Raw genomic sequence first — 26370 nt, forward strand, 5'->3', positions numbered from 1 at the left:
GGGCTGCCCAGCCAGGCAGCGCCGGCATACAGCAGACCGCCCAGGATCGCGACCAGCGGCAAGGTTTTAAGCAGGGCGGAAGTGCGCATGGGCAAATCTGGTCAGAAGGGAGGAAGCCAAGGCGGTATGTTGGGCCGGGCCTGGTCCAACCGGGTGTCGGCTGCCCGACAGTGTGGGGGAAACCTCGCGGGCTTTCAGTTCCGGGCCATCCTGCCGATAATGACCTCACCATGCCCTATGTCCTGCGCTCAACCGATGGCCAGATCCTCAGCCTGCACCGAGAGGCCGAAGAGGTGGCGGAGTTCCTGCCGCCCGACGATCCTCAGGTGCGGGCCTTTCTGCGCGGCGATGGCGATGGCGAAGGCGCACCGGCCCAGCAGTTCGCCAGCCTGGACGCCGACCTGGTGCGGGTGCTGGAAGACCTGATCGATGCGCTGATCCAGCGCAACATCCTCATGGTCACCGACCTGCCGGTGCAGGCCCAGCAAAAGCTGTTCGACCGCAAGAGCTTCCGCAGCAACCTGAAAAACTACTCGCTGCGCCTGTTCGATGCCGACCCCGACGCCTCGCGTCCCATCGAGGTGGTCCCGACGGATTTCGACAACTCCCTGTGACCCCTTGGGGTGGCCGCGGCCAGTGGCCACGCCGTCTTCGCCTGGGTGTCATGATGGCGCGATGACGACGCCGACGACCACCCGCTTCAACTGGATGACGACGCTGGGCTTGGGCCTGGTTCTGCTTACCCTGCCGCCCCAGGCCGCCGCACAAGACTTGCCCGATGTGGTGGTCACGGCCACCCGCACGCCCCAGGCCGCTTTCGACATCGCCGCCTCGGTGGACGCCGTGACCGGGCAGGCCCTGCGCCATGCCGGCCCCTTGGTCAACCTGTCGGAGGCCTTGACCCGCGTGCCTGGCCTGTCGGTGCTGAACCGGCAGAACTACGCGCAAGACCTGCAGATTTCCAGCCGTGGTTTTGGCGCGCGGTCCACCTTTGGCGTGCGGGGCGTGCGCCTGTACGCCGACGGCATCCCCTTGACCATGCCCGACGGACAGGGCCAGGCTTCTTCCATCGACCTGGGTTCGGCGCAGCGCATCGAGGTGCTGCGTGGCCCCATGTCGGCGCTGTATGGCAACGCGGCGGGTGGTGTCATCCAGGCCTTCACCGAAGATGGCCCGCCCACGCCCGAGGTGACGCTGGGCTACGCCGTGGGCCGCGATGGCTTCCACCGCGAGTCGCTCAAACTGGGCGGTGAGACGGGGCGGCTCAACTACGTGATCGATGCCAGCCATTTCGAAACCGATGGCTTCCGGGACCACAGCGCGGCGCGGCGCGACCAGGTCCATGCCAAGCTGAAATGGACCTTGCAGGACGGTGCCACGGTGACGCTGGTGGGCAGCGACCTGAACATGCCCGGGGTGCAGGATCCCTTGGGCCTGACCAAGGCGCAACTGGCGCAGAGCCGCACGCAGGCGGGCACCAATGCCCTGGCTTACAACACCCGCAAGGACATCGCCAACCAGCAGGTGGGCCTGGTCTATGACCAGCCCTTGAGCTTTGGCGAAGTCCGGGTCCTGGCCTACACAGGCACGCGCCAGGCCAAGCAGTTCCAGGCGATCACCACCAACCTGCAGGCACCGGCAGGCTACCCGGGTGGGGTGATCGACCTGGACCGCTCATTCACGGGCGTGGATGCCCGGCTGACCTGGCGCACGCAACTGGCGGCACAGCCCTTCTCGCTCACCGGTGGCGTGAACCTCGACCAGATGGACGAGCACCGGCAGGGCTTTCAAAATTTTGTTGGCGCGCAAACCGGCGTGCTGGGCGACTTGCGCCGCGACGAGGACAACCGGGCCCGCAACCAAGACCAATACCTGCAAGCGCAGTGGGACCTGGGCGAGCGATGGGTGGCCAGTGCGGGCGTGCGCCACAGCCAGGTGTCTTTCCGCTCGCGAGACCACTATGTGGTGGCGGGCAATGGCGACGACAGCGGCGGCATGGACTTCGCTGCCACCACGCCGGTGGCAGCGTTGTTGTGGAAGCTGCGGCCGGGCACGCACCTCTACGTCACGGGCGGCAAAAGCTTTGAAACACCCACCCTCAACGAAGTGGCCTACAAGACCAACGTGGGCACCGCCACCGGTTGGAACACGGACTTGAAAGCCAGCCATGGCCGGCACCTGGAAGCCGGCCTGAAGCAAGCATTGGGCGATCGGGGGTGGTGGAACCTGGCCATGTTCCGCACCCGAACGGACGACGAGATCGCCGTGGCGGTCAATTCGGGCGGCCGCGCCACTTACCAGAACGTGGGTCGCACCGAACGTCATGGCGCGGAGGCCGCCATGACGTGGCGCCTGGCCTCGAGCTGGTCGGCATACGCCTCGGCAGCCTGGACACAAGCCCGGTACCGCGATCCCTTCACCAGCGTGGCGGCAGGCAACACCAGCACCGTGCCGGCGGGCAACGACCTGCCCGGCGTGCCTCGGCAAACCGCGTTTGCTGAACTGAGCTGGCGCCCCAACCCTGCCTGGCACGCGGCCATCGAGGCCCGTCACACCGGACGCATCTGGGCGAACGACGCCAACACCGAGGCCGCTTCGGCCTACACGGCCTGGGCCTTGCGGGCAGGCTGGACGCGGTCTTTTGGCGCCTGGCGCTTGAACACGCTGGCCCGCATCGACAACCTCAGCGACCAGCACCAGGTCGGCTCCTTGATCGTCAACGAGGGCAATGGCCGCTATTACGAGCCCTCGCCCGGGCGAAGCGCCTTGCTGAGCGTGCAGGTCACTCGCGGGTTTTGAAGAAGGGGCTCAGCGGATCACCCGGTGCGTGAGTGCCGGCAACTGCTGGCGCACCTTGGCCTGGTGCGCACGGTCCAGCGCCGCCATCACCACGCCGGGTCCTTCGGCGTGCACGGCCAGCACCTCGCCCCAGGGGCCGATCAGCATCGAATGGCCAAAGGTGCGGCGGCCGTTCTCGTGTTCACCACCTTGGGCCGGGGCCAGCACGTGGCACAGGTTCTCGACCGCGCGGGCGCGCAGCAGCAACTCCCAATGCGCCTGGCCGGTGGTGTGCGTGAAAGCGGCGGGCAGCACCAGCAGGTCGCAGGGCTGGTCTTTCGTCAAGGCCCTGAACAGCTCGGGAAAGCGCAGGTCGTAGCAGACCGACAGGCCGATGCGCCAGCGGCCGCCGGCACGATCGGTCACCTCGAAAGCCACCGGCTCCGACCCCGGCAGCAAGGTGTTGGATTCGTCGTAGCGGCGCTCGCCATCGTCGAAGCAGAACAGGTGGATCTTGTCGTAGCGCGCGACGCGCTGGCCTTGTGGGTTGAAGACCAGCACGCTGTTGAACACATGCTGGTCGTCCGGGCTTTGCAAGGGCAGGGTGCCGCCGATCACCCACACGCCATTCGCCTTGGCGGCACTCGCCAGCATGGCCTGCATGGGGCTGAGCGCGGTGTCCGGAGCCAGGGCATCGGCCAAGGGCTCGGCGATCGCCAGCTTGTCGGCATCGCGCTGGCCCATCAGGCAAAAATACTCGGGCAGGGCGACCAGCTCGGCGCCGGCTTGCGCCGCTTGGGCGATCAAGGCCTGGGCCTGGGCCAGGTTCTCGTCCACGCGTGGGGTGGACACCATTTGAAGGGCGGCAACTTTCATGGCCCTATCGTAGCGCTGCGGCCCACAAATCGTCAGCGCATGTTTCCGACGTGGCGCGGCCGCGCCAGGCGGGCGTCGCCTGCGGCTATGCTCTGTGCATGGCCAACCTGGTGGACCCCCCCTTTTCGACCACGCCCGACACGGCGGCCCTGCCCGAAACGCTGCGCGCGTACATCGCGCAGATCGAGGACGCCCGCGAGCGGGGCGCCTGCCTGCGCGTGCGCGGCCACGGCAGCAAAGATTTCCTGGGCGACCCCACCCGGGGTGAGTTGCTGGACACACGGCTTTGGCGCGGCGTGGAGCAGTACGAGCCCAGCGAACTGGTGATCAGGGTGCGAGGAGGCACGCCGTTGTCGGAGGTCGAAGCCTTGCTGGCCGAGCGTGGCCAGTACCTGTCTTTCGACCCCCCCCGTTGGGCCTTTGCCCAGAGCGAGCCCTTGGGCCCCACCGTCGGTGGCATGGTGGCCAGCGGTTTCAGCGGCCCGGGCCGCGTCAGCCGTGGCGCCGTGCGTGACCACGTGCTGGGCGCGGGTGTGCTCAACGGCCGTGGCGAAGTGCTGCGCTTTGGCGGCTCGGTGATGAAGAACGTGGCCGGCTTCGACCTGTCGCGCTTGATGGCCGGGTCCATGGGCACCCTGGGGGTGATCCTGGACGTGACCCTCAAGGTGATGCCGCAGCCCGTGGCCACGGCCACCATCCGCATGGACATGGTGGAAACCGATGCCCTGGCCCAGGTCAACCAGTGGGCGGCACAGCCCCTGCCGCTGGACGCTTCCGCGTGGTGGGACGACCTGCTGGTGCTGCGCTTGCGTGGTGCCCGGGCGGCGGTGGAGTCTGCCGTGCTGCGCCTGTGCAAGGAGCGCGAGGGCGAGCTGATCGGACAGCCCGTGGCCGAACCTTTCTGGCAAGGCCTGCGCGACCACACGGACGAGTTCTTTTTGCGTGCCCGCGATGCGGTGGGCCAGGCCGGGCAGCAAGGCGTGAGCTTGTGGCGCCTGTCGGTGCCGCCCACCACCGCGCCGCTGGGCCTGCCCGGCGAGCAACTCACCGAGTGGTTCGGTGCGCAACGCTGGGTGTGCACGTCAGCGCCAGCTTCGGTGGTTCTTGACGCCGCTGCGCGGGCCGGTGGGCATGCCCAGGCTTTCTGGGGCCCGCAGGTTTTGCCTTTGGTCCACGAGCCCGCCATGTCGCCGGTGCTGCGCCGCTTGCACCAACGCGTGCAGTCCTCATTCGATCCCCACGGGGTGTTCAACACGGGGCGCCTGGCCGCCTTTGCCCATGCAAACCCAGCTGTCACCTGAATTCGAATCCACCGCCGAAGGCCAGCAGGCCAAAGGGGTGTTGCGGCAATGCGTGCACTGCGGCTTCTGCAATGCCACTTGTCCCACCTACAAGCTGACCGGCAATGAACTGGATGGCCCGCGTGGCCGCATCTACCTGATGAAGCAGGTCTTCGAGGGGCAGGTGCCCACGCGCACCACGCAGCAACACCTTGACCGCTGCATCGGCTGCAACCATTGTGAAAGCACCTGCCCCTCGGGCGTGCCCTATCACGAGCTGCTGGCCGTGGGCCAGGCCGTGGTCGATGAACGCGTGCAGCGGCCACGCCAGGAGCGCTTGATGCGCTGGGCCCTGCGCACGGTGATGCCTTCGCGCTGGTTCGCGCCGGCCTTGCGGGTCGGGCAATTCTTGCGGCCGGTGCTGCCGGCCCGTTTGCGGGCCAAGGTGCCTCTGCGCGCGCCCCTGCCGCCCCCTGCCTGGCCCGATCCCAGGAAAAGCCTGAACACCCGTCAGATGCTGATGCTCAAAGGCTGCGTGCAACCGGCTTTGCGTCCCCACATCGATGCCTCGACCGCCCGCGTGCTGGACGTGGTGGGCGTGCGCGCGGTGGTGGCACCGGCCTCGGGCTGCTGCGGCGCCATCCAGGGCCACCTGGGCGACGTGGCCGGCGCCAAGGACCGTGCCCGGCGCAACATCGACGCCTGGTGGCCATTGATCGAAGGCCAGACCCCCATCGAGGCCATCGTGGTCAACGCCTCCGGTTGTGGCGCCTGGGTGCGCGACTACGGCAAGCTGCTGGCCGACGACCCCGTGTACGCCGACCGCGCGCGCCGCATCGGCGACATGGTGCGTGACCCGGGCCAGCTGCTGCCCGACTGGGTGCCCCTGCTGTCCCGCCGCATGGCCCGCCGGCCCATTGGCTCCCTGGGGGCGGTCACTTTTCACCCGCCTTGCAGCCTCAGCCACAGCCTGAAACTCAGCAGTGCCGCCAAGCCCGGCCCGATCGAAAAAGGCCTGCGCGACCTGGGCTTCGACGTGCGCCTGGCCACCCGCGACAGCCACCAATGCTGCGGTGCCGGCGGCGCCTACAGCGTGCTGCAGCCAGAGATGTCGCTGCAACTCCGCGATCAGAAGCTGAGCCACCTGGAAGCGGCTGGCGCCCACGTGATCGCCAGCGCCAACATCGGGTGCATCTCGCACCTGCAAGGCGGCACCGCCACACCCGTCAAGCACTGGGTGGAGCTGCTGGACGAGGCCCTGTCGGGCTGAGCTGGCGGGCTCCTTAGGGCCACCCGCTTTTCAAAACCTGAAATAAGACCGCGCCGGGGGCGTTGTTTCCCCAGCGCGGTGCGCTCGCCTGCGCGACCATGTGGCATGACTGAACACCGCCTGTGTGGCATAGCCCATCGTGAAATAGGTCCGGTTTTTCCACAGGCGGAACATTCAGTAACGACTGCCGGTGCCGATATCAGTCGGAAGCCGTGGATGGTATTGGATGAAGCCGAGGTGCCCTGAATGAACAATGAACTGACTTTCTCCCGCCGTGTTGCACGGGGTTTCACCTTGATCGAGATGATGATCGTGGTGGCGATCATCGGCATCCTGTCGGCGGTGGCCTACCCGGCTTACACCGACTATGTGCGGCGTGGGGCCTTGCCGGATGCCTTCAGTGGATTGTCGAATGGCCAGATCAAGATGGAGCAGTACTACCAGGACAACCGGACCTACCTGAACGGTTCGACCTGCGGTTTTGTGCCAGATGCCACCAAATACTTCACGTTTGCCTGCGGTGATAGCCCAACGGCGAGCACCTATGTCCTGCGCGCCACTGGCCGCCTGGCCGCCGCGGGCCACGTTTACACAGTCAATCAAAGCGGCGTCAAGGCCACGGAGACGTTCAAGAATGCGGCCGTGTCAACCGCGCCAGGCACCACCTGCTGGCTGAGCAAGTCCGCGACCGAGTGCTGATGACCATGAAGTTCCAACGCGGCATTTCCATGATCGAGGTGGTGGTCACCATCGCCATCATGGGCATCCTGATGGCAGCGGCCATGCCCAGCGTGGGTGACTGGCTCCGCAATGCCAAAGTGCGCAACACCGCCGAATCCATTCAGAATGGTTTGCAGCGGGCACGCATGGAGGCGGTTCGTCTCAACAAACCGATGTCCTTTTACCTGGTTTCAGACTTGACCAGCGGATGCGTCCTGTCTGCCAGTTCCGGCACGTGGGTGGTCAGCGCCGTCAGCCCGGTGGGTCATTGCGACGCGCTCCCGTCGGCCACGGTATCGCCCATGATCGTGGCCAAGGCAACCGTCGCCGATGGCGGCGGTGCAGGTACCGTGGCTGCCACCACGGGCACGACCAACGCCACCACGGTGACTTTCAATGGTCTTGGGCAGATCACCACAGCAAGTGCTGGCACCGCGATTCGAATCGTCAATGTCAGCAATGCTGATTCGCCTTACAAGCGCCGCGTCGAAATATCCCTGGGTGGCATGGGCCGCTTGTGCGACCCTGACTTGGCAATCAATACAGGTGATTCGCGCGCTTGCAACAATGCCCTGGTCAACTGACATCGCCATGAAGATCGCGCGCCGCCAAACCGGTTTCATGCTGATGGAGGTCTTGATCAGTGTGTTGGTTTTTTCGGTGGGTGTGATTGCCTTGGTCAGCCTGCAGGCTGCCATGACGCGCGCCCAGACGGAGGCCAAGATCCGGGCCGATGCCAGTTATCTGGCGACAGAACTGGTGGGCCTCATGTGGTCTGACATCAGCAACCTGGCGAATTACGACAGTGCCAACTGCGCGGGCTACAACACCTGCAAAATGTGGCTCTCCAAGGTCAACAAAGCTTTGCCGTCTTCGGCAACCCTGACGCCGAGCATTTCAGTGGTCAGCGCGGCAGGTGCCTCGAAGGGCGATGTGTCCATCACCATCCGGTGGCAATTGCCCAGTGGTGATGTCCACAAGTATTCGATGACCACCACGATCCGTGGGGCCACTTGACATCATGCGGGTACGTGGATTCACCTTGATCGAGTTGATGGTGGCGGTGGCTTTGGGTCTGGTCGCCACGATCGTGATCGCGCAGGTTTTCCTTCAGTCCGAGGGTAACAAGCGTTCAACCACCGCTGGCAGCGATGCCCAGGTGGCCGGCGCTTCGGCCCTGTTTTCAATGCAGCGTGACATCCAGATGGCAGGCTATGGCTTGACAGGCATGCCCGCTGCGGTAGGTTGTCCCACCACGGCGAAAAAAAGCGGAACCGCGGTGTTGACCAGTGATCCGCTGGTGCCAGTTCACATTGCCAGCAGTGGCAGCAACAAGGTGTCTGACACCGTGACGGTCCTGTACAGCCAGGGCGCCATGGGCTATTCCGTTCCGATCAAGGTGACGGAAACGCACCTGCCCACCGACCCGTCCTTCTTGGTGCCCTCAACTTGGGGCGTGACCGCCGGTGACCTGTTGGTGGTCGCTCCGGCCACTTGGACGGCGGGCACCAGTGAATGCACGCTTTTCCAGGCGACGGCCTCCACGGACGCCACCCGGGTCAAGCACGATGGCGCCGTGTCGTGGAACACCAACCTTGGCACCACGATTCCTGCGGCAGGCTACCCGGCGGGCAGTGTCTTGCTCAACCTGGGCAGTGCGCCTGTGCGGCGCAGATACTCTGTCAACACGGGCACCTGGAACCTGCAAGGGCTCGAGTTGGGGGCCAGCGATGCGCGTGATCTGTTTCCTCAGATCGTGTTGCTCAAAGCGCTGTATGGCAAAGCTTCGGTGGCCAACGGGCCCGTGGTGAAGTTCGAAGTCGCCGCGCCGGCGACTAATGCAGATTGGCGTCTGGTGCAGGCCATTCGGATTGTTGTGGTGGCTCGCAGCGCGCAAAGGGAAAACCTCAAAGACCCCAAGGTGACCGCGGCCGCCAACCTGGTTTGGGACATGGGCCCATTGGCTGTGGTGAGTGGCAGCACAGCCTGCAACGGCAACAGCAAATGCCTGACGCTGGATGTCAGCGCTACCGGAACCGACTGGGAGTACTACCGCTACAAGATTTTCGACGCCGTGGTGCCCATGCGCAACGCGGTTTGGAATCAATGAGGTGAGCATGAGCCACACGCATCGCCCATGTGTGCTCGGTGCGGGCCAGCGCGCTCGGCAGAAGGGCGTGTCTCTCATTTTTGCGCTGATCACTTTGGTGTCGTTGATGTTGGCCGCCATTGCCTTGGTTCGCTCTGTGGACTCCGGGTCGCAGGTTCTGGGCAACATCGGTTTTCAACAGGACGCCACGGCCTCGACGGACCGGGTGACGCGCGAGGCCACCAACACCCTGGTGAGCTGGAAGGAGGCGGGTGTCGATCTGACCGTCAGCTCGGCTGCCACCTCGGTGAGCAACAGCAGCACCGGCTTTTATGCCACCGCCCCGGCCAATCTGGACGCCACAGGCCAGTTGGGATCGCCATCGACCCACACCTTGGTGGACTGGGACAACAACAATTGCGGGGGCGCTGCTGCCGCCTGCCTGTATCCCCACTCGGCCGACACCACCGGCATGAGCCCAGGCTCGACCGCCAGCTATGTGATTCTCCGGCTGTGTGAAACCGCCGGGCCTTTGGGCACCAGCAATTGCGCGCAGCCATTGACGTCCTCGGGTGGCAAACCCTCCAACAATGGCGCATGCATGGCAGGGCATTGCGCCATCGCTGGCGCGGCAGTCGGGCAATATTTTCGGATCATCGTGAGAGTGACGGGTGCGCGGAGCACTGCAAGCTACACCGAAACCATCGTGCAGTACTAGGTCACCAAGGATGGGACGCATCATGAACAACACATCAAGAGCAAGTCGCACACGGATGCTGGCCAAGGGTCTGCTCGCCGCTTGTTTGCTGGCCATCTTGCCGTGCCCGTCATGGGCCGCCCTCACCAGCATCTCCAGCGACCCCTTGCCCACCTTGGTGGCCAGTGGCGCCAAACCCAACATTCTCTTCATCCTGGACAATTCGGGCAGCATGGGCTTGGACTACATGCCGGACGACGCCAGCGACACCACCACCTATGGCTACAAGTCGGCTCAGTGCAATGGCGTGGCCTATGACCCGACCTTCAACTATGTGCCGCCCTTGAAGGCCAATGGCACGTCCTACCCCGACGCCAACTTTTCTGCAGCAGCGCCCAATGGCTTTGGGCCCACGCCCAGCGCGGGGAAGGCGTATCACAGCGATAGCACGGTGACCACGGGCCTGGGCACCAAATCGTTCGCCTTCACCAGCGGCTTCTTGGCCGGCTTGTTCAATGGTTTCAATTTCCTGGCAGGCGTGCCAAATTGGGCGGTGGGTGACCTCGTCACGGCCATCGACTCAGGCGATGACAACCATTGGGTCATCGGCACGATCACCAATATCTCGACGTCGGGCATCTGCGTATTCCCATTCTCATGTACACGAACCGTGACCATCAATGTGACCAGCTTCAGTGGCACCGATGCGGCCTCGGATTGGAAGGTCAACAAGCTTCAGTTGGACAACCTGGCCAACAGCACGTATTACACCTACAACAGCAATGGTAGCCAACCCAAGATGGGTTGGACATACACGGCGACGGGTTCGGTCAATTCAACCTTCAAGGCCGAGTGCAACAGCCATCCAGCCACTGACCCCAATGAACCAGGCGATAACAAGTTCACGGGGGTGACGGTCACGGCCGCGTCGGCCGAGGCGCAACGTTATGCCAATTGGTATCAGTATTACCGTACCCGCATGCTGATGATGCGCACCGCGGCTGGGCGGGCCTTCCAACCTCTGTCAGACCAATACCGCATTGGATTCTCGACCATCAACAACACGGGCATCACCGAGAGCAGCACGTTGTCCGTCATTTCTGCAGGCAATGCCTTCTTGAATGTGCGCGACTACGACAGCACTCAGCGCGGCCTGTTCATGGAGCGGCTGTACAGTGCCACGCCCAAAGGCGGCACACCACTGCGCGGGGCCTTGAGCAAGGCGGGGATGTACTTTGCCAAAAAAGTCCCCGACCAGAGCTACGACCCCATGCAGTACGTCTGCCAGCGGAACTATGCTTTCCTGTCGACCGATGGCTACTGGAATGACAACAGCAACCCCAAGCAGTTGAACAACTCCACCGACATCGGCCAGCAGGATGGCTCCGATGTCTTGCCTTTCAACGATGGCGCGTCGTCCACGTCCACCACCGTGACCACGGTTGTCGAGCGCAAGCAGACCACCACGCCCGTGACGGTCTCGCAAAATTATGCGCAGAACAAGTTGGCCTATCCTTCAGGCGGCTGTTTCCTGTCGCACATGGAAACCAAGACCCCTCAAACTGCCACCACCTCGGCCAGTGGCTTTCAAGTCGTCACGACGGACTGGACCACCAAAACCACGGTCGCCGTCACCAACACCGGGGGGGCTGTGTCGACCAATACCTCGACGGTCACCACCAGCAACCAAGTCAGTTCCACCGGCCCAACGCCGCCCTCCGCGCCTGCGGCGGCTTCTTCGGCCTGGGTCAGTGGCGCCACCACGAATACCTGCGTTTTCTCGAACTCTGCAGCCGGGGCCAGCCCAGTCGGCGGCGTGGCCACCACAGTCACAGGCCCTGTGGTGACGGCCACCCTGTCCACCACCACGACGGTGGCCCCTTCCACGGTCACGACCTCGGGCGGAGTTTCGAACACCCTGGCCGATGTCGCCGAGTATTACTACCGAACCGATTTGCGCACCAGCGCCCTGGACAACTGCACAGGCGCGCTTGGCGTGGGCACTGACGTGTGCGACAACAGCAAGCTGACGGCCGCAGGCCGCGACACGGCCACCTGGCAGCACATGAGCACCTTCACACTGGGCCTGGGTGTCAATGGCGTGCTGGCTTACGACAAAAATTACCTCAACCACGCGACAGACAAGTCCACAAGCTATGGAAAATTGATCCTTGGCAAGGACGAAAACAACAACCCTTACTACTGGCCTTTTCCCACCGAGGACAAGGCGACCACGGTGGATGACCTGTGGCACGCTGCGGTCAATGGGCGTGGACAGTACTTTGGGGCCAACAATGCCACGGACCTGACCTCTGGCTTGACAGGCGCTCTCGCCGGCATGAACAACCGTCCAGGCGCTGGTTCGGCGCCGGCAGTGAGCGATCTCAGTCCGACCAGCACGGCCTTGGTGTTTTCGGCGAAATACCTGTCCACGGAATGGTCGGGCGACCTGTGGGCTTACGCCATCGATGCCAAGGGTAATGTGGCCAGTACGCCGCTGACCGGGACAGCCCAGGCCGGGGTGGACAACCTGTCGCTGCGCGCCGCGGGTGGCACCGACAGTCGTGTCATTTACTACCGCCAGCCGGGCACGACGACATTGAGGCCCTTCACCTTTGTCAATCTCAGTGCCGATGGCCTGGGGGGGGACTTCACGAACTTCTGCTTGAAATCAGTGTCGGACACAGCCACTGTCTACCCCCTGCAATGCGCCACCCTCGACGCCACCAGGGCGGGCTATGCCAACAGCGGCGCCAACATGGTCGCTTGGTTAAGAGGCAGTTACGCCTACGAAGAAAGCACTGCCAGCAGCTCCCTCTACCGCATGCGCATGCATGTGCTGGGCGACATCGTCAACAGTGAACCGGTTTACTTGAAAACCGCGCCCTTCAGTTACACGGACTCCGGTTATGCCGCCTTCAAAACCAGCGTGGAACAACGCAAGGCCGTGGTGTACGTCGGCGCTAACGATGGGATGCTGCATGCTTTTTCTGCCGAAACCAGCGACCCCAGCAATCCCCTAGGCAAGGAGCTGTGGGCTTTTGTGCCCACGGCGGTGATGCCGAACATGAGTCGACTGGCCAACACCGACTATGGCAACCGGCACCAATTTTCCGTGGACGGTTCGCCAGCGATTGGTGACATCCGGGTTGGCTCCACCTGGAAGTCCATCCTCGTGGGCGGCTTCAATTCAGGAGGCAAAGGCTACTACGCCTTGGACATCACCGACCCTGCCAGCCCCAGGATGTTGTGGGAATTCACGCAGGCTGCCGTCGCAGACAGCACGGCCAGGAATGTCAAAGACCCCGATCTGGGCTTGAGTTACGGCAACCCCATCATCACCAAGCGGGCCGATGGCACTTGGGTGGTGGTCTTTGCGTCGGGCTACAACAACACGGGCCCGGGCTACCTGTACGTGCTCAATGCAGAAACAGGCGCCTTGCTGCTCAAGATACGGACCAACAATCCCGGCACCACGGCCGTGGGCACGGCCGCCACGCCCAGTGGCTTGGCGCCCATCAATGCGTGGGTGGACAACCCGACGGACAACACGGCCAAGCGTTTTTATGGGGGCGACCTGCTGGGCAACCTCTGGCGCTTCGACATCGACAACCTTGTTGCACCGAACGGTGCGGCCCAGCGACTGGCGTCATTCCTGGTGGGCTCCAGCGCGAGCACGCCCCAGCCATTGACCACCAGGCCTGAGCTGTCCTACGTCACCTATGGCGGGGTTGACTACCCTGTGGTTTTTGTGGGCACGGGCCGGTATCTGGCCGCCACTGACTTGACGGACACCACCGTGCAGTCCATCTACGGCATCAAGGATCGTTTGACTGCCTCGGACTGGGGTGATGTGCGGGCCAATGGCACTGTCGTACAGCAGACGGTCACGACCACCGGTAAAAACAGATCGGCGTCGTCGAATTCGGTCAACTGGTCATCCGGCGGGGTGGCGGGTTGGCGGATTGATCTGCCGGACGCCAAGGAGCGCATCCGAGTCAACATGGCGGCAAATTTTGGAATACTGGTGGCCCATTCAACTCTTCCAGGAGCCAGCAACTGCTCCGTGACCGCTGCCACGGGATGGAAATACACCATCGATCAACTCACCGGATCGAACGTGCCGGGGGCCGACTTTGGCACGTATCTGGATTCAGCCATCGCGGGATCGACTTACATGCTGATCGATGGCAAGGCAAAACTGCTCACAACCGGTGACGATGGCGGGCTCTCCGGAGGTGGCGGCGGTGGCCAGCCACCTGCCGGCGGCGGCGGCTCTTTCAAGCGGGCGTCCTGGCGCGAGCTGATCAGCAATTGAGTGTTGCGCCGTGTTTGCCAGTGAGGCTTCAATTTTCGGGATGAACCGCCGCCTGATGGCCTGTGCCTTGAGCGCCATGGCCTTGCATGGGGCGGTGCTGTCGTGGGCCATGCTTTGGCATCGTCCGTCGCAGACCGAGGCGAACGCCGCCCTTGAGCAGCCCATGCGGGTTCGCATCATGTACCCAAACGCCCAGGCCTCGCCTGTTCAGTCGGTGTTGTCGTCGGAGCCTGAAGTCAGCGTCCCTGCGCCAGCTGAGCAGCGTGTGCTGGCGGTTCAGCAGCAGACTGCCGTGGGCGGTCCTTTTGATGTGAAGTCCAGCCTGTCTGGTGAGGGTGACATGGTCGAAGACGACTACGTCCCGCGCCATCGGCTGACGGTGGTTCCTCGCCCCACGGCTTCGATCGCCGTGCCATTTCCGCAGGACTTCGAGGACAAGGCGCGCTACAAATTCACCATGAATCTGTACATCGAAGCCGATGGCCGGGTCGGCCGGGTCGAGTTCGAAGGAGCGCCTTTGCCTGACGTTCTTGAGCGTGCAGCCCGCACAACCTTTGAACACGCCCGATTCACACCCGGCCAAGTCAACGGCCGCATCGTCAAGTCACTGATCAAGATCGAAGTGGACTTCGACAACCTGGCGGCCAGTTAAAGCCGCCCCTGGTCCGCGCACCACTCGCTCCACGACCCCGCATACAGCCGCGAGCCCGCCAATCCCGCGTGCTCCATCGCCAGCAGGTTGTGGCAGGCCGTGACGCCCGATCCGCATTGATGCACCACGGTGTGCAAAGGCTGTGAGCCCAGCAGCGACGTGAACTCCTGGCGCAGCAGGTGCGGGCTCTTGAAGCGGCCATCGGCCCCCAGGTTCAACTGGAAGAAGCGGTTGATGGCACCGGGGATGTGGCCACCCACCGGGTCCAGCGTTTCGTTTTCGCCGCGAAAGCGGTCGGGGGCGCGCGCATCGACCAGTTGCATGAACTCTCGGTTGCCCAGGTGCGTCTGCACGAAGTCGATGCGGGTCAATTGGCCTTCCCGCGGCGTCAGGTCGATGTCCGATGCCGGCCGCGAGGTGGTCGCCTGGCTGACCTCGAAACCCTGCGCCAGCCATTGGGCCCAACCGCCATCCAGCACGCGCACGCGCGGGTGCCCCATCCACCGCAGCATCCACCAGGCGCGCGAGGCGAACATGCCGCCGGCATCGTCATAGGCCACGACCTCGGTGTCGGCCTTCAGTCCCCAAGCGCGCACCGTGGCCAGGAAAGCTTCCGGCGTCGGCAAGGGATGGCGGCCATTCAAGCCGGTCTTGGGGCCCGAGAGATCGCGGTCGAGGTGCGCGTACACGGCGCCGGGCACATGGCCCGCCAAGTAGGCTTGCTGGCCCGCGTCGGGCGCGGGCAGGCTGAAGCGGCAATCCAGCACGAGCACGTCGGTGCCAGGCTGGTTCAGCAGGGTGGCCAGGTCATTGGCCGAGATCAAGGTGTGGCTCATGCGTCGGTGCGGTTCAAGGCGGCTTGAAGGGCGTGGATCACGGCGGCGGGTTCTTCGTGCACCAGCCAGTGCGTGGCCTGGGGCAGCCGGGTCACGTGCAGGTGCGGTACATAGGCTTCCAGGCCGTCGAGCAGGCTGGGCGGCAGGGCGGCGTCGGCCTCGCCCCAGATGACCGTGGTCGGGATGTTCACATGCAGCATGGCCTCGGGCAAGGTGATGTGCATGACCGGGTCGGTGGGGGCCGTGGGGGGGTGCAGTGGCGAAGCGCGGTAGTAGTTCAATGGGCCGCTCAGCCCGGCCGACCAGGCTTGGCGGTAGTGGTCACGCAACCCGGGCGTCAGCCAGGTGGCGCCGCCGAATCGCTCGAAGAAGGACCACATGCCGGCGAAGTCGTCGGCCTGCAACCGCGTTTCAATGCCGGGCTGGCGCAGCAGGTTGATGTAATCGCTGGCGGCTTGTTGCTCGGGGTCATGGCGCAAGGCGTTCATGAACAGGGCGGGGTGGGGCGCGTTCAGGATCACCAGGCGCTGCATCATCTGAGGTGCCATGGCGGCCAGGCCCCAGGCGATGGCGCCGCCCCAGTCGTGCGCGATCAAGGCGGCAGCGGGCGCGCCCAGCGCCTGGATCAGGGCCAGCACATCGGCCCCGATCAATTGGGCGCGGTAGTCCTTCACCTCGGGGGGTGAATGCGAGCCGGGGTAGCCGCGCAGATTGGGGGCCACGCACCGGTAGTGCTCGCCGAAGTGCGCCAGCAACTCGTCCCAGGCGAAGGCCGCTTCCGGGAAGCCATGCAGGAAGACCAGCAAGGGCGCGTCTTCCGGGCCGGCCACGCGGCAATCGAGCCAAGGCGCGACTTGGCCGGGGCCAGGCGATGGCAGGTCGACGCGGCGGGTGGTGATGCTGGCCATGGTCGGGCGCTTCAGAACAAGGCCATGCTCAGCTTGCGGCGGTACTGGTCGATGACGGGGTCGGCGCTGGCGACCTCGTGCTTGCCCGCGATCTCCAGCTTGCCCTTGGTGTCGGCGGCCACCGCGGCTTTGGCCGAGGGCTTGGGCACCGGCTTGCTCATCACTTCCAGGATGGCGATGTAGGTCTTGCGGGCCAGCTCGTCGGACCAGGCCTTGTCGCGCATGATGATTTCGAGCAGTTCGTCCATGGCGAGCGTGAACTGGCCGACCGCGAAATGCTGGCGGGCCAGGTCGAAGCGGGCCTGGAAGTCGCGCTTGTTGGCCGCCAGGGCCTCGTTCAGCGCGGCGGCGGGACGCAGGTCGGGCGCGGCTTGTGCGGCTTCGATGTAGCGGCCGAAGGCGGTCACGCGGGGCTCGGCCAGCAGGCCCGTGGCGCGCGAGGCCATGGGTTCGAACACGCTGGCGGCGGCCACCGCGTTGCCCTCGGCCAGCAGCAGCTTGATCAGGTCGTAGCGGGCTTCATCGTTGCTGGGGTCGCGGGCCAGGGCGTCTTCCAGCAGATCAAGCGCCGAGGCGGTGTCGCCCGAAGCGGCCAGTTGCTCGGCCTGGGCGGTCTCCAGCTCGGATTCGAGGGCGCCTTCGCCGGGCACGTGCTTGTCCAGGAACTCGCGGATCTGGGCCTCGGGCAGGGCGCCCACGAAGCCGTCCACCGGCTGGCCGCCCACGAACATCACGCAGAACGGGATGGAGCGCACGCCGAACATCTGCGACAGCTGCCCGGCGATCTCTTGTTGCTCGTCGGCGTTCAGCTTGGCCAGTTGAAAGCGCCCGGCGTAGTCGACTTCCAGCTTCTCCAGCACCGGGCCGAGCGCCTTGCAGGGGCCGCACCAGGGGGCCCAGATGTCCAGCAGGATGGGCACTTGGGCGGAGCCGGCCAGCAGGTCGGTTTCAAAGTTCTCGAGGGTGATGTCGATCATGGTGGCCGGTAGCGCCTAAAATTGCAGGTTTTACGTAAGGAGCGAGCCGGTGAATGACGCGACTCCCTTGATTGGCGTGGTGATGGGTTCCAGCAGTGACTGGGACGTGATGCGCCATGCCGCCGACATTCTCACCGAGTTCGGTGTTCCCTTCGAGGCGAAGGTGGTTTCCGCCCACCGCATGCCCGATGACATGTTCGCCTACGCCGAGGCGGCGCGCCAGCGCGGGCTGGTCGCCATCATCGCGGGCGCGGGCGGCGCGGCGCACTTGCCGGGCATGCTGGCCGCCAAGACGACGGTGCCGGTGCTGGGCGTGCCCGTGCCTTCGCGCCACCTCCAAGGCGTCGATTCCCTGCATTCGATCGTGCAGATGCCCAAGGGCATCCCGGTGGCCACGTTTGCCATCGGCACGGCCGGTGCTGGCAACGCGGCCTTGTTCGCCGTGGCCATGCTGGCCCAGAACGATGCCCGCCTGCGTGACGCCCTGGACGCGTTCCGCGCCCGCCAGACCGACGTCGCTCGCCACATGACCCAAGACCTGAGCCTGGACGCCAAATGACGCTTGACGTGATCCTGCCGGGGGCCACCCTCGGGGTGCTGGGTGGCGGCCAACTGGGCCGCATGTTCGTGCACGCTGCCCAGTCCATGGGCTATGCCACGGCGGTGCTCGACCCCGATCCCGCCAGCCCGGCCGGCCTCGTGTCGCACCACCACCTGAAAGCCGACTACCTGGACGCCGCTGCGCTGGCCGAACTGGCCAAGCTCTGCGCGGCGGTCACCACCGAGTTCGAGAACGTGCCGGCCCAGGCGCTCGACGCCCTGGCGGTGAGGCGTCCCGTGGCGCCTGCGGGTGCCGCCGTGCTGGTCTGCCAGGACCGCGCTCGTGAGAAGGCCCACTTCGTGGCCAGCGGCGTGCCCTGTGCGCCCCACGCCTTGATCGAAACGCCCGAGCAACTGGCCGCCATCACCGACGACCTGCTGCCAGGCATCCTCAAAACGGCCCGCCTCGGTTATGACGGCAAAGGCCAGGTCCGCGTCAAGACCCGCGCCGAACTCGCCCAGGCCTGGGACGACCTGAAGCACGTGCCCTGCCTGCTGGAAAAGATGCTGCCCTTGGCCTTCGAGGTCAGCGTCATCGTGGCCCGTGGCCGCGATGGCCAGATCGTGCACTTCCCCGTTCAGCACAACCTGCACCGCGACGGCATCCTGGCCGTGACCTCGGTGCCCGCGCCGGGCGTCAGCGAAGCCCTGTCCGTGCAGGTGATCCAGGCCGCGCAGACCCTGGCCGCTTCCCTGCACTACGTGGGCGTGCTGTGTGTCGAATTTTTCATCTTGCAGGATGGCAGCCTCGTCGCCAACGAGATGGCGCCGCGCCCCCACAACTCCGGCCACCACACCATCGACGCTTGTGATGTGTCGCAGTTCGAGATGCAGGTGCGCGCCATGACCGGCCTGCCCCTGGTGGCGCCGCGACTGCACAGCCCCTGCTTCATGCTCAACCTGCTGGGCGACCTGTGGTTCGACGATGCCGCGCCCACCGTGCAACGCGAGCCCGACTGGGCCGCGGTGCTGGCCTTGCCTGGCACGCACCTGCACCTGTATGGCAAAACAGAAGCGCGCCGTGCCCGCAAGATGGGACACCTGACGGTGACCGGCCCCACGGCCGACCTTGCACGTGACGTGGCCTTGAAAGCAGCGGCCATCCTGGGCCTCGAGCCTTTCTAAACTGTCACCCATGCGACTGCTCGATCCCGCCACCCAACCTGACGCCATTGAACTAGCCGCTCAACGCCTTGCCGATGGCGGGCTGCTGGCCCTGCCCACCGAAACCGTCTATGGCCTTGGTGCCCGCGCCGACGACGATGCCGCGGTGGCCCGCATCTTCACGGCCAAGGGCCGGCCCAGCAACCACCCGCTGATCGTGCACGTGGCCAATGCCGAAGCTGCCTGGCAGTTCGCGTCGGCCGTGCCTTTGGTGGCCCAGCAGTTGATGGACCGCTTCTGGCCCGGCCCCTTGACGGTGATCGTGCCGCGTGCGCCCAATGTGGGCGCGGCCTCCGCTGGGGGGCAGGACACCATCGGCCTGCGTTGCCCCGACCACCCCGTGGCCTTGAAGCTGCTGCAAGCCGCCGCGCGCCTGGGCGTGCCTGGCGTGGCCGCGCCCAGCGCCAACCGCTTCGGCCGCATCAGCCCCACGCGGGCTGAACATGTCATCGACGAATTCAAGGACCAGGGCGATGGCCTGGACGAAGTCTGGGTGCTGCAAGGCGGTTTTTGCGATGTGGGCATCGAATCGACCATCGTCGATTGCACCCGCGCCCACCCGGTCATCCTGCGCCCCGGCCGCCTCACCCGTGACGAGATCGAGGCCGCTGCGGGTGAACCCGTGGGCCTGTCCACGCCTGAAGCACCAGACGCCGATGCCCCTCGCGCCTCCGGCACCCTGCTCGCGCACTATGCCCCACGCGCCAAGCTGCGCGTGATGGGCGACACGCAACTGTCATCGGCCCTGGACCTGATCGAGCCCGAGTTGGCCGCCAAGGCCATGACGAACAAATCGGCCGTCAAGCCCGGCATCGCGGTGTATTCGCGCAGCCTTTGGGCGCACCGGCCGGCCAGCCCAGGCGTGGTGCAACGCGCCATGCCGGCCGATGCCATCAGCGCGGCGCACCATTTGTTTTCCGATTTGCGCGAACTCGACGCCCTCGGCGTGGACCTGATCTGGGTCGAACAGCCCCCGGTCGATCCCGTCTGGGACGGCGTGCGCGACCGACTCGCCCGAGCGGCGGCCGCTTAACACCTCCTTTACGCGACTCTAGTAAGCTTCGGCCCTGCTCGTCGCCCCTCATCCATTTTTTGGAGTGTCCATGTTCCGCATCACCGATACCGCCCGACTTCTGAACTCACGCCGCGCGGGTGTGGCGTTGGCGGCCTGCCTGGCCACGACCGTTCTGGTGGCCGGTTGCGGTGGCGGTGACCGGGTCAAGCCCTTCCAGCCCTCGCAGATCATCGCGTTTGGGGATGAGAACAGCGCGTTCGATGACACGGCGACGACCGGTGCGCCACTGGTGGATTTCCGGACCATCACAGGGGCCCCGAGCTCGACGGCGGACGTGCCTTACCGGGCGCGCTACACCATCAACGTGGTGGCGGACCGGCCGAATTTCTGCAAGACAGCCCTGCCCACGGATATTTTCTGCGCCGGCAGCGCGGCCCTGGTCAGCACCGACTACCCCAGCAGCAGCTCCTTCTTTTTGCCGCAGACCGCCACGGCCGTGGTGGACAAGTACAGCCTGGTCAGCGGCGTGATTCCCGTCGTCAACGAGGTGGTCACGGGATCGTTCAACGATGCCGCGTCGCCCGCCCCGACCATCTACCTCACGACCGACCACGTCTACTACTGCTCCACGGACTTCGCCGATGACCACGGCAACTGGGTGCAGCGCCTGGCCCATGGCCTGGGCGGTGGCCAGTTGAACCTGGGCGGCGCCACGGGCTGTCCGCAGGATGGTGGCGGCAGCCGCTCCTATGCCAAGTGGGGCGCCAAGGTGGCCGACGTGGGGACGCAGTTCAACGACCACCGTGCGGAGTTGCGCGACGGGGTGCTCGTCACGCTTCTGGCGGGCCAGAACGACATCATGGCGGCCTATGCCGAGGTCAGGGCAGGGACGTTGAGCGCAGAGAACGCCCAGATCCGGATGCGCGAACAAGGTGCGATCCTGGGCGGGATCATCAAGAACATCGTGGCCACGGGGGCCCGCGTGGTGTACCTCACGGTGCCAGACATGGGCAGATCGCCGCGGGCGGTGCTGGATGGCAAAATCGGCTTGGCCAACGACCTGACCAAGGCTTTCAATGAGGGTTACCTCAACGTGGGCGGCCTGACCTACAGCACGGGGACCAATGGCCACAAGATCGTGAAGGTGGACGGCTACAGCCTGATCTCGTCGCTGGGCGCCACCTACTCGGACTACGCCTGCCAAACGGACCCAAGCAAGGTCACGATGCCCAACGGCAGCACGTTGCTGAGCGCATTTCCCAGCATCAACGCCGTCGGTCAGGAGAGCCTGAAGGCCAAGGCCTTGTTGCTCAATTGCCGGTCCAACAACCTGAGGGTCGTGTTGGGTGATTTCACCGCCTCGACCCCCACCGAAGAGATCCGTGGGTACTACCCCAATTACCTCTGGGCCGATGACCAGCGCCTGGCGCCCCTGGGCCATGGGAACCTGGCCAACCTGGCCATCGCCCGCATCCGCGATCAGCTCTGATCCTGAAGGTGCCCGTGGCGCACCTTCATCCCCAGGATGGTCACCGCCGCCGAGCCGATGGCCTTGACACAGGCCGGGTCCACGAAGCTGACCAGTTGTTGCTGCGGTGCGTTGTTCATCGGTCGTGCACCGTCCAATCGACCAGGGCGGCCAGCGCGGACCGGGCCGCATTCGCCTTGGGGTCGTTGATCACCCCGACGACCACGTAGCGGCGGCCTGAATCGCCCAGGGCCACCCCGGCCACCGAGGCCACGCCATCCAAGGATCCCGTCTTGAGGTGCGCCCGCCCGGTTGCGGCGCCCATCCGGCGTGCCGTGCCATCGACGCCCGCCAAGGGCAAGGAGGCGAGCAAGTCGGGCATGGCCGGGCTGGCCCACAAGGCCTGCAACCAGCGGCCCACGCACGCGGCCGAGGCCGCTTCCGTTCGCGACAGGCCCGAGCCGTTGTCCATCACCAGGGCATTGCCGGCGCAAGGCGAGGTGCCGGTGCTGGCGTCGAGCGTCGACTGCACCACGTACTGCGTCACCACCGCCCGGGCGGCGTCCAGCGTGGCGGGGCCCAGGGGGCTGCGCGCATCGGGCGCGGGCGCGCGGCCCAGCGTCAGGAACAGCTGCCGGGCCATCACGTTGTTGCTGAATTTGTTGATGTCGCGCACCACGGTGGCCAGCGGCGGCGATTCCCAGGTGAACCAGACCGGGGTCTCGGGTGGCCAGGGCCCCGAGGCCAGCACCTGGCCTTGGAGCAGCCCGCCCGCCTGGCGCCAGGCCGCGTCCAGCATGCGTTCCGTGTGGTCCTGGCGCGGCGTGCCAGGCCAATGCAAGGGCCAGTCGCGTTCGCCGCAAGCCCGGGGGTAGCGGCCTTTCAGGGCGATGGTCCAGCCCGTGGCGGGCGGCGCATCGGGGCGCAGTGTCAGGCCCATGGCTTCGCGCCAGTCGCCGCAAGGCGCCTTGTCGTCCAGCGGCACTTTGGCGTCCAGGCGAACGCCGCTCAGTTCCGGTTCCATGCTGACCCGGGCCCAAGCGGGGTTGGCCACATCGGGGCGCAGGCGCAGGGTCACGGCCTGGTGAGACAGCAAGAGGGCGTCGGGGCCAGCGTTGTGCGGTTTCAGGGGCTGGTCATCGAAGGCGGCGGGATCGTGTTCGGGCGCGGCAAAGGCCGAGCGGTCCAGCAGCCAGTCGCCCCGGATGTCGCGCAAGCCGGCGGCGCGCCATCGCAGCATCATCAGGTTGACCCGCTCGACGACCAGGCTGGGGTCGCCTTCGCCGCGCATCAGCAGCGGGCCTTCCAGCGCGCCGTCGGGCCCCAGGCGTCCGCCCAATGCCACCTGCGTGCGCCAGGTGAAGGCCGGGCCCAGGGTCTGCAAGGCCGCGCCCGTGGTGAACAGTTTCATCACCGATGCCATGGACCGCACCACGTCCGCGCCCAGGCTGAGCCGAGTGTTGCCGCCTTCGACGGGGTAGACCAGCATCGACACCGAGGCCGCGGGGATGCCGGCCGCCTGCAGGGCCTGCTGGATGGCGGGCGGCAAAAGCGGTGCCGGAGGTGGTGGGGGCGGGGCTTCGGCGGCGGCCCAACCAGCCGCGCTCCACAGTGCCAGCAAGGGCGTGAGCCGCCAGTGAGCGCCGCGGCGGTGTGAACAAGTGTGGGTCATGGCCGCATCATAGAAGGCGGCGTTGGCTACACTTCCCGCCATGCTCCCCCTTGATCCCGTTTCTCATTTGACCGCCACCGCGGCTGCCCCAGCCCGGCCCTGCCTGCTGGCGCTGGACACCGCGACCGAGGTGGTCCACCTGGCGCTGGTGGTGGGGGAGGAGGTGCGCGCCCTGGCCGTGGAGGGTGGCGCGCAGGCCTCCAGCAGCACCTTGCCAGCCCTGCAAAAACTGCTGGCCGACGCGGGTCTGGCGTGGTCCCAACTGGACGCCATCGCCTTCGGCCGAGGGCCGGGGGCCTTCACCGGTTTGCGCACGGCCTGCTCCCTGGCACAGGGCTTGGCCCTGGCGGCCGACTGTCCCGTGATCTCGCTGGACACCTTGATGGCGGTGGCGGAAGACGCCCGGCAGGCCGATCCTTCGGTCTGGGCCGAAGGCGACACCCTGTGGGTGGCCCAGGATGCCCGCATGGGCGAGCTCTACGTGGCGGCCTACCGCTGGCTTGGCACCCATTGGCAGGCGGACACCGACCCTGGCCTGTGGGCCCTGGGCGTTGCCCGCGAGCGCTGGGACGACGGGGCCGCAGGCGCGGCACGGCGGCGCATCGCCGGCAACGCCCTGCTCGCGCATCCTGCCACTTTCGAGGGTTTGAGCGCGGCCAGCTGGCCGCAAGCCGCGCCGCGCGGGGCCGCCTTGGCCGCCTTGGCCACGCGGGCCTGGTCCCGTGGCGAGGTGGTGGACGCCGCCCTGGCCCTGCCTTTGTATGTGCGCGACAAAGTGGCGCAAACCACCGCCGAACGCCTGGCGGCCAGGCGCGGGTGAGCGCGACAATCCAGCCCACCATGTTCTCGCCCCAACGTTCCACCGCTTCTTTCCTAGGCCAGCCGGCCGATGCGACCGCTTTCGCCGACCGCGTCATGACCGAGGCCGACATCCCCGCCGTGCTGGAAATGGAGCGCCTGGCCTGTCCGCACCCCGTGCACGCCTGGTCCGAGGACAACTACCGCTCCTCCCTGAACAGCGGTTATTGGATGAGGGTGCGCACGCACATCGGCACGGGCCAGATCGTGGGCGTGTGCGTGGCCATGGACGGGGTCGATGAAATGCACCTGCTCAACATCGCGATCGACAAGGCCTGGCACGGGGCCGGGCTGGCGCGCGGCCTGCTGGGCACGCTGTACGATTTCTGCCGCCAATCCGGCGTGCCCCTGCTGTGGCTGGAGGTGCGGCCGTCCAACGAGCGCGCGCTGGGGGTGTACCGGCGCCAGGGCTTTGTCCAGGTCGGGGTGCGCAAAGGCTATTACCCCGCGCCTGGCGGCCGCGAGGATGCGCTGGTGATGCGCCTTGATCTGCAGGTGGCCCCGTCATGAGCTGGTCCGAACGCCAACGCGCCATGCTGCGTGAAATGGGCATCCCGGCTTTCTGGCCGGTGCCGCCGGAAGCGCCTGCCGACGCGCCAACCTTGCCGGAGGCCGCCCCCCAGGCGCGCCCTTCGCCGGCCGAGGCCCCTTCTTCCGACCCCGTTCGCCGTCCAGAGGCCATCACGGCGGCGCCACCCCCTGCCGTGGCCCGTCCTGCCCGGCCTGAAGCCAAGGCCCCCGTGTCCCTGGCCGCCGCCGCGACCGCCGGGGTGGACGCCATCCTCCGCCACCGCCCCGAAGGCATCGACCAGATGGATTGGCCGACCCTGCGCCAGGCCGTGGCCGGGTGCACCGCCTGTGGCCTGTGCGAAAGCCGCCAGCAGACCGTGTTCGGCGTGGGCCACGAGCAGGCCAGCGTGATGATCATCGGTGAGGCCCCGGGCGAACAGGAAGACCGACAGGGCGAGCCCTTCGTGGGCCGCGCCGGCCAGTTGCTCGACCGCATGCTCCATCCCGTGGACCTGACCCGGGCCGATGCCGCCGCCAGCCGCCAGGTCTTCATCGCCAACGTGCTCAAGTGCCGTCCGCCCGGCAACCGCAACCCCCTGCCCGCCGAAGTGGCGCAGTGCGAGCCTTACCTGATGCGCCAGATCGCGCTGGTCAAGCCTCGCGTCATCATCGCCATGGGGCGCTTTGCCGCGCAGTCCTTGCTCAAGACCAGCGAGCCCATCGGCCGCCTCCGCGGGCGCCTGCACGAGGTGCAGGGCACGCCCGTGGTGGTCACCTACCACCCGGCGTACTTGCTGCGCAACCCGGTCGACAAGGGCCTGGTGTGGGACGACCTGTGCCGGGTGCGCGAACTGTTGTTGAGTTGACTAGCCGTCCAGGTACCTGCGCCGCCGGAACAGCATCACCAGTCCCACCATCACGACCGTCATCAGGGCACAGGCGACCCAGAAGCCCAGCTTGGTGTGGATCAGCGGCAGGAAGTCGAAGTTCATCCCGAAGATGCCGGTGATCAGGTTCAGGGGCAGGAAAATGGCGGTCAGCACCGTCAAGGTCCGCATGATCTGGTTGGTGCGGTTGCCCTGCAGCGAAAAGTGCATCTGCACCGCGCTTTCCGACGACGACTCCAGCCGGCGCACATGCCCCAGCACGCGCTCGATGTGCTCCTGCACATCGCGTGAGCGCACGCGCAGCACCTCGCGCTCGCGGGCGGCCGCGGGTTCGGCGGGGATGGGCCAGTCGTCCAGCGCGTCGATCCATTCCTGCACGGCGCTGCGCTGGTCTTCACAGGTGTCTTCCAGCACGTGCAGGGTGTTGCGCGCTTCCAGCAATGATTGCCAGTGGTTGAACTGGTTGCGGTCGCTGAGCAGCTCCTGCTGCAGATAGGCCGACTGCTTGGTGAGCAGGCGGCGCAGGTCCAGGTAGCTGTCGACCATGTGGTTCGTACCACGAGGTGTAGTCGTACTGCGAGGGCAGCTGGGCGTTCAGCAGGTCCAGCACGTGCAGGTCCACCAGCGTGCCGCCGGCCAGGTGCTGCAGTTGGGCCTGGACCTTGCCCAGGTTGACCTCGAACTCGCGCCGGGCCGTGGTCACCCACAGGAAGCCTTGCGTGGGGGGCGTGTCGGGCCAGTCCGGCAACTCCTGGAAGCGCTCGTTGATCAGAAAAAAACGCACTCGGGCAAACT

General features: G+C 66.0%; 24 protein-coding genes and 1 pseudogene. 18 read left to right on the forward strand and 7 right to left on the reverse strand.

The window, feature by feature from the left end:
* Positions 1–230: 230 nt before the first annotated feature.
* Positions 231–614 (forward strand): hypothetical protein, encoded by a 384-nt coding sequence (locus ACREB4_RS00005; protein ID WP_431586127.1) that lies wholly within the window; start codon positions 231–233, stop codon positions 612–614.
* Positions 615–675: 61 nt separating this feature from the next.
* Positions 676–2799: a TonB-dependent receptor family protein gene (locus tag ACREB4_RS00010; RefSeq protein WP_431586128.1), complete on the forward strand. Its 2124-nt coding sequence runs from the start codon at positions 676–678 to the stop codon at positions 2797–2799.
* 9 nt (positions 2800–2808) lie between these two features.
* Here ACREB4_RS00010 and ACREB4_RS00015 read toward each other — a convergent pair whose 3' ends face one another.
* Entirely contained in the window at positions 2809–3654 is an 846-nt protein-coding gene (locus tag ACREB4_RS00015; protein ID WP_431586129.1) for a carbon-nitrogen hydrolase family protein, read from the reverse strand.
* Between the two features lie 50 nt (positions 3655–3704).
* Between ACREB4_RS00015 and glcE the strand changes: the two genes are divergently transcribed.
* The 9 genes from glcE (at position 3705) to ACREB4_RS00060 (ending at position 14680) form a co-directional block, all read left to right on the forward strand.
* Positions 3705–4955 (forward strand): glycolate oxidase subunit GlcE, encoded by a 1251-nt coding sequence (gene glcE / locus ACREB4_RS00020; RefSeq protein WP_431586130.1) that lies wholly within the window; start codon positions 3705–3707, stop codon positions 4953–4955.
* On the forward strand, positions 4933–6204 hold the full coding sequence (glcF, locus tag ACREB4_RS00025; protein WP_431586131.1) for a glycolate oxidase subunit GlcF: 1272 nt from the start codon (positions 4933–4935) through the stop codon (positions 6202–6204). Before glcE ends, glcF begins: the two co-directional genes overlap by 23 nt.
* 246 nt (positions 6205–6450) lie before the next feature.
* Positions 6451–6903: a type IV pilin protein gene (locus ACREB4_RS00030; RefSeq protein ID WP_431586132.1), complete on the forward strand. Its 453-nt coding sequence runs from the start codon at positions 6451–6453 to the stop codon at positions 6901–6903.
* A gap of 5 nt (positions 6904–6908) precedes the next feature.
* On the forward strand, positions 6909–7508 hold the full coding sequence (locus tag ACREB4_RS00035; RefSeq protein ID WP_431586398.1) for a GspH/FimT family pseudopilin: 600 nt from the start codon (positions 6909–6911) through the stop codon (positions 7506–7508).
* Between the two features lie 7 nt (positions 7509–7515).
* Positions 7516–7941, forward strand: coding sequence for a type IV pilus modification PilV family protein (locus ACREB4_RS00040; protein WP_431586133.1), 426 nt, complete (start codon positions 7516–7518; stop codon positions 7939–7941).
* Positions 7942–7945: 4 nt separating this feature from the next.
* Positions 7946–9034 (forward strand): PilW family protein, encoded by a 1089-nt coding sequence (locus ACREB4_RS00045; protein ID WP_431586134.1) that lies wholly within the window; start codon positions 7946–7948, stop codon positions 9032–9034.
* Positions 9035–9041: 7 nt separating this feature from the next.
* Positions 9042–9731, forward strand: a complete 690-nt coding sequence (locus ACREB4_RS00050) for a pilus assembly PilX family protein (RefSeq protein WP_431586135.1) — start codon at positions 9042–9044, stop codon at positions 9729–9731.
* Positions 9732–9753: 22 nt separating this feature from the next.
* Entirely contained in the window at positions 9754–14028 is a 4275-nt protein-coding gene (locus tag ACREB4_RS00055; RefSeq protein ID WP_431586136.1) for a pilus assembly protein, read from the forward strand.
* Between the two features lie 40 nt (positions 14029–14068).
* Positions 14069–14680, forward strand: a complete 612-nt coding sequence (locus ACREB4_RS00060; protein WP_431586137.1) for a hypothetical protein — start codon at positions 14069–14071, stop codon at positions 14678–14680.
* Here ACREB4_RS00060 and ACREB4_RS00065 read toward each other — a convergent pair.
* From ACREB4_RS00065 to ACREB4_RS00075, 3 genes are read right to left on the reverse strand one after another with little or no spacing between them, the layout of a single operon-like run.
* A complete protein-coding gene (locus tag ACREB4_RS00065) occupies positions 14677–15516 on the reverse strand; it encodes a sulfurtransferase (protein ID WP_431586138.1) in 840 nt (279 codons plus the stop codon). The genes ACREB4_RS00060 and ACREB4_RS00065 overlap by 4 nt on opposite strands.
* Positions 15513–16424, reverse strand: coding sequence for an alpha/beta fold hydrolase (locus tag ACREB4_RS00070; RefSeq protein ID WP_431586139.1), 912 nt, complete (start codon positions 16422–16424; stop codon positions 15513–15515). The genes ACREB4_RS00065 and ACREB4_RS00070 overlap by 4 nt, the downstream gene beginning before the upstream one ends.
* Before the next feature lie 11 nt (positions 16425–16435).
* Positions 16436–17401 carry a tetratricopeptide repeat protein gene (locus ACREB4_RS00075; RefSeq protein ID WP_431586140.1) on the reverse strand — a complete coding sequence of 322 codons (966 nt, stop codon included), beginning with the start codon at positions 17399–17401 and terminating at the stop codon, positions 16436–16438.
* A gap of 82 nt (positions 17402–17483) precedes the next feature.
* Here ACREB4_RS00075 and purE point away from each other — a divergent pair, with 82 nt between their 5' ends.
* The 4 genes from purE to ACREB4_RS00095 all read left to right on the forward strand — a co-directional run bounded on the left by purE (position 17484) and on the right by ACREB4_RS00095 (position 21669).
* The gene (purE, locus tag ACREB4_RS00080) at positions 17484–17960 is read left to right on the forward strand and encodes a 5-(carboxyamino)imidazole ribonucleotide mutase (RefSeq protein WP_431586399.1); all 477 of its coding nucleotides are present in this window, start codon (positions 17484–17486) and stop codon (positions 17958–17960) included.
* The gene (locus ACREB4_RS00085; protein ID WP_431586141.1) at positions 17957–19126 is read left to right on the forward strand and encodes a 5-(carboxyamino)imidazole ribonucleotide synthase; all 1170 of its coding nucleotides are present in this window, start codon (positions 17957–17959) and stop codon (positions 19124–19126) included. Before purE ends, ACREB4_RS00085 begins: the two co-directional genes overlap by 4 nt.
* Before the next feature lie 10 nt (positions 19127–19136).
* The gene (locus ACREB4_RS00090; protein WP_431586142.1) at positions 19137–20198 is read left to right on the forward strand and encodes an L-threonylcarbamoyladenylate synthase; all 1062 of its coding nucleotides are present in this window, start codon (positions 19137–19139) and stop codon (positions 20196–20198) included.
* A gap of 70 nt (positions 20199–20268) precedes the next feature.
* A complete protein-coding gene (locus ACREB4_RS00095) occupies positions 20269–21669 on the forward strand; it encodes a hypothetical protein (RefSeq protein ID WP_431586143.1) in 1401 nt (466 codons plus the stop codon).
* On the opposite strand, the gene ACREB4_RS00100 is transcribed toward ACREB4_RS00095, so the two are convergent.
* Positions 21660–21788, reverse strand: a complete 129-nt coding sequence (locus ACREB4_RS00100; protein ID WP_431586144.1) for a hypothetical protein — start codon at positions 21786–21788, stop codon at positions 21660–21662. The two genes, ACREB4_RS00095 and ACREB4_RS00100, sit on opposite strands and share 10 nt — an antisense overlap.
* Positions 21785–23320 (reverse strand): D-alanyl-D-alanine carboxypeptidase/D-alanyl-D-alanine endopeptidase, encoded by a 1536-nt coding sequence (gene dacB / locus ACREB4_RS00105; RefSeq protein WP_431586145.1) that lies wholly within the window; start codon positions 23318–23320, stop codon positions 21785–21787. Before dacB ends, ACREB4_RS00100 begins: the two co-directional genes overlap by 4 nt.
* Before the next feature lie 67 nt (positions 23321–23387).
* Here dacB and tsaB point away from each other — a divergent pair, with 67 nt between their 5' ends.
* Genes tsaB through ACREB4_RS00120 form a run of 3 tightly spaced genes read left to right on the forward strand, consistent with a single transcriptional unit; the run spans position 23388 to position 25554 of the window.
* The gene (gene tsaB / locus ACREB4_RS00110; RefSeq protein WP_431586146.1) at positions 23388–24140 is read left to right on the forward strand and encodes a tRNA (adenosine(37)-N6)-threonylcarbamoyltransferase complex dimerization subunit type 1 TsaB; all 753 of its coding nucleotides are present in this window, start codon (positions 23388–23390) and stop codon (positions 24138–24140) included.
* The gene (rimI, locus tag ACREB4_RS00115) at positions 24137–24688 is read left to right on the forward strand and encodes a ribosomal protein S18-alanine N-acetyltransferase (RefSeq protein WP_431586147.1); all 552 of its coding nucleotides are present in this window, start codon (positions 24137–24139) and stop codon (positions 24686–24688) included. Before tsaB ends, rimI begins: the two co-directional genes overlap by 4 nt.
* Positions 24685–25554 carry a uracil-DNA glycosylase gene (locus ACREB4_RS00120; protein ID WP_431586148.1) on the forward strand — a complete coding sequence of 290 codons (870 nt, stop codon included), beginning with the start codon at positions 24685–24687 and terminating at the stop codon, positions 25552–25554. The genes rimI and ACREB4_RS00120 overlap by 4 nt, the downstream gene beginning before the upstream one ends.
* Here ACREB4_RS00120 and ACREB4_RS00125 read toward each other — a convergent pair.
* Positions 25555–26359: pseudogene (locus ACREB4_RS00125) on the reverse strand (CorA family divalent cation transporter). It lies immediately after the preceding gene.
* Positions 26360–26370: the final 11 nt, after the last annotated feature.

The sequence above is a fragment of the Aquabacterium sp. genome (genome assembly GCF_050725395.1).
GTDB lineage: Bacteria > Pseudomonadota > Gammaproteobacteria > Burkholderiales > Burkholderiaceae_C > Aquabacterium.

What these genes read in the sequence shown, in the direction of transcription:
- ACREB4_RS00005 (WP_431586127.1), top strand. Translation starts at nt 231, where the DNA reads ATGCCCTATGTCCTGCGCTCAACCGATGGCCAGATCCTCAGCCTGCAC.
- ACREB4_RS00010 (WP_431586128.1), top strand. Translation starts at nt 676, where the DNA reads ATGACGACGCCGACGACCACCCGCTTCAACTGGATGACGACGCTGGGC.
- ACREB4_RS00015 (WP_431586129.1), bottom strand. Translation starts at nt 3,654, where the DNA reads ATGAAAGTTGCCGCCCTTCAAATGGTGTCCACCCCACGCGTGGACGAG.
- glcF (WP_431586131.1), top strand. Translation starts at nt 4,933, where the DNA reads ATGCAAACCCAGCTGTCACCTGAATTCGAATCCACCGCCGAAGGCCAG.
- ACREB4_RS00030 (WP_431586132.1), top strand. Translation starts at nt 6,451, where the DNA reads ATGAACAATGAACTGACTTTCTCCCGCCGTGTTGCACGGGGTTTCACC.
- ACREB4_RS00035 (WP_431586398.1), top strand. Translation starts at nt 6,909, where the DNA reads ATGAAGTTCCAACGCGGCATTTCCATGATCGAGGTGGTGGTCACCATC.
- ACREB4_RS00040 (WP_431586133.1), top strand. Translation starts at nt 7,516, where the DNA reads ATGAAGATCGCGCGCCGCCAAACCGGTTTCATGCTGATGGAGGTCTTG.
- ACREB4_RS00045 (WP_431586134.1), top strand. Translation starts at nt 7,946, where the DNA reads ATGCGGGTACGTGGATTCACCTTGATCGAGTTGATGGTGGCGGTGGCT.
- ACREB4_RS00050 (WP_431586135.1), top strand. Translation starts at nt 9,042, where the DNA reads ATGAGCCACACGCATCGCCCATGTGTGCTCGGTGCGGGCCAGCGCGCT.
- ACREB4_RS00055 (WP_431586136.1), top strand. Translation starts at nt 9,754, where the DNA reads ATGAACAACACATCAAGAGCAAGTCGCACACGGATGCTGGCCAAGGGT.
- ACREB4_RS00060 (WP_431586137.1), top strand. Translation starts at nt 14,069, where the DNA reads ATGAACCGCCGCCTGATGGCCTGTGCCTTGAGCGCCATGGCCTTGCAT.
- ACREB4_RS00065 (WP_431586138.1), bottom strand. Translation starts at nt 15,516, where the DNA reads ATGAGCCACACCTTGATCTCGGCCAATGACCTGGCCACCCTGCTGAAC.
- ACREB4_RS00070 (WP_431586139.1), bottom strand. Translation starts at nt 16,424, where the DNA reads ATGGCCAGCATCACCACCCGCCGCGTCGACCTGCCATCGCCTGGCCCC.
- ACREB4_RS00075 (WP_431586140.1), bottom strand. Translation starts at nt 17,401, where the DNA reads ATGATCGACATCACCCTCGAGAACTTTGAAACCGACCTGCTGGCCGGC.
- purE (WP_431586399.1), top strand. Translation starts at nt 17,484, where the DNA reads ATGGGTTCCAGCAGTGACTGGGACGTGATGCGCCATGCCGCCGACATT.
- ACREB4_RS00085 (WP_431586141.1), top strand. Translation starts at nt 17,957, where the DNA reads ATGACGCTTGACGTGATCCTGCCGGGGGCCACCCTCGGGGTGCTGGGT.
- ACREB4_RS00090 (WP_431586142.1), top strand. Translation starts at nt 19,137, where the DNA reads ATGCGACTGCTCGATCCCGCCACCCAACCTGACGCCATTGAACTAGCC.
- ACREB4_RS00095 (WP_431586143.1), top strand. Translation starts at nt 20,269, where the DNA reads ATGTTCCGCATCACCGATACCGCCCGACTTCTGAACTCACGCCGCGCG.
- ACREB4_RS00100 (WP_431586144.1), bottom strand. Translation starts at nt 21,788, where the DNA reads ATGAACAACGCACCGCAGCAACAACTGGTCAGCTTCGTGGACCCGGCC.
- dacB (WP_431586145.1), bottom strand. Translation starts at nt 23,320, where the DNA reads ATGACCCACACTTGTTCACACCGCCGCGGCGCTCACTGGCGGCTCACG.
- ACREB4_RS00120 (WP_431586148.1), top strand. Translation starts at nt 24,685, where the DNA reads ATGAGCTGGTCCGAACGCCAACGCGCCATGCTGCGTGAAATGGGCATC.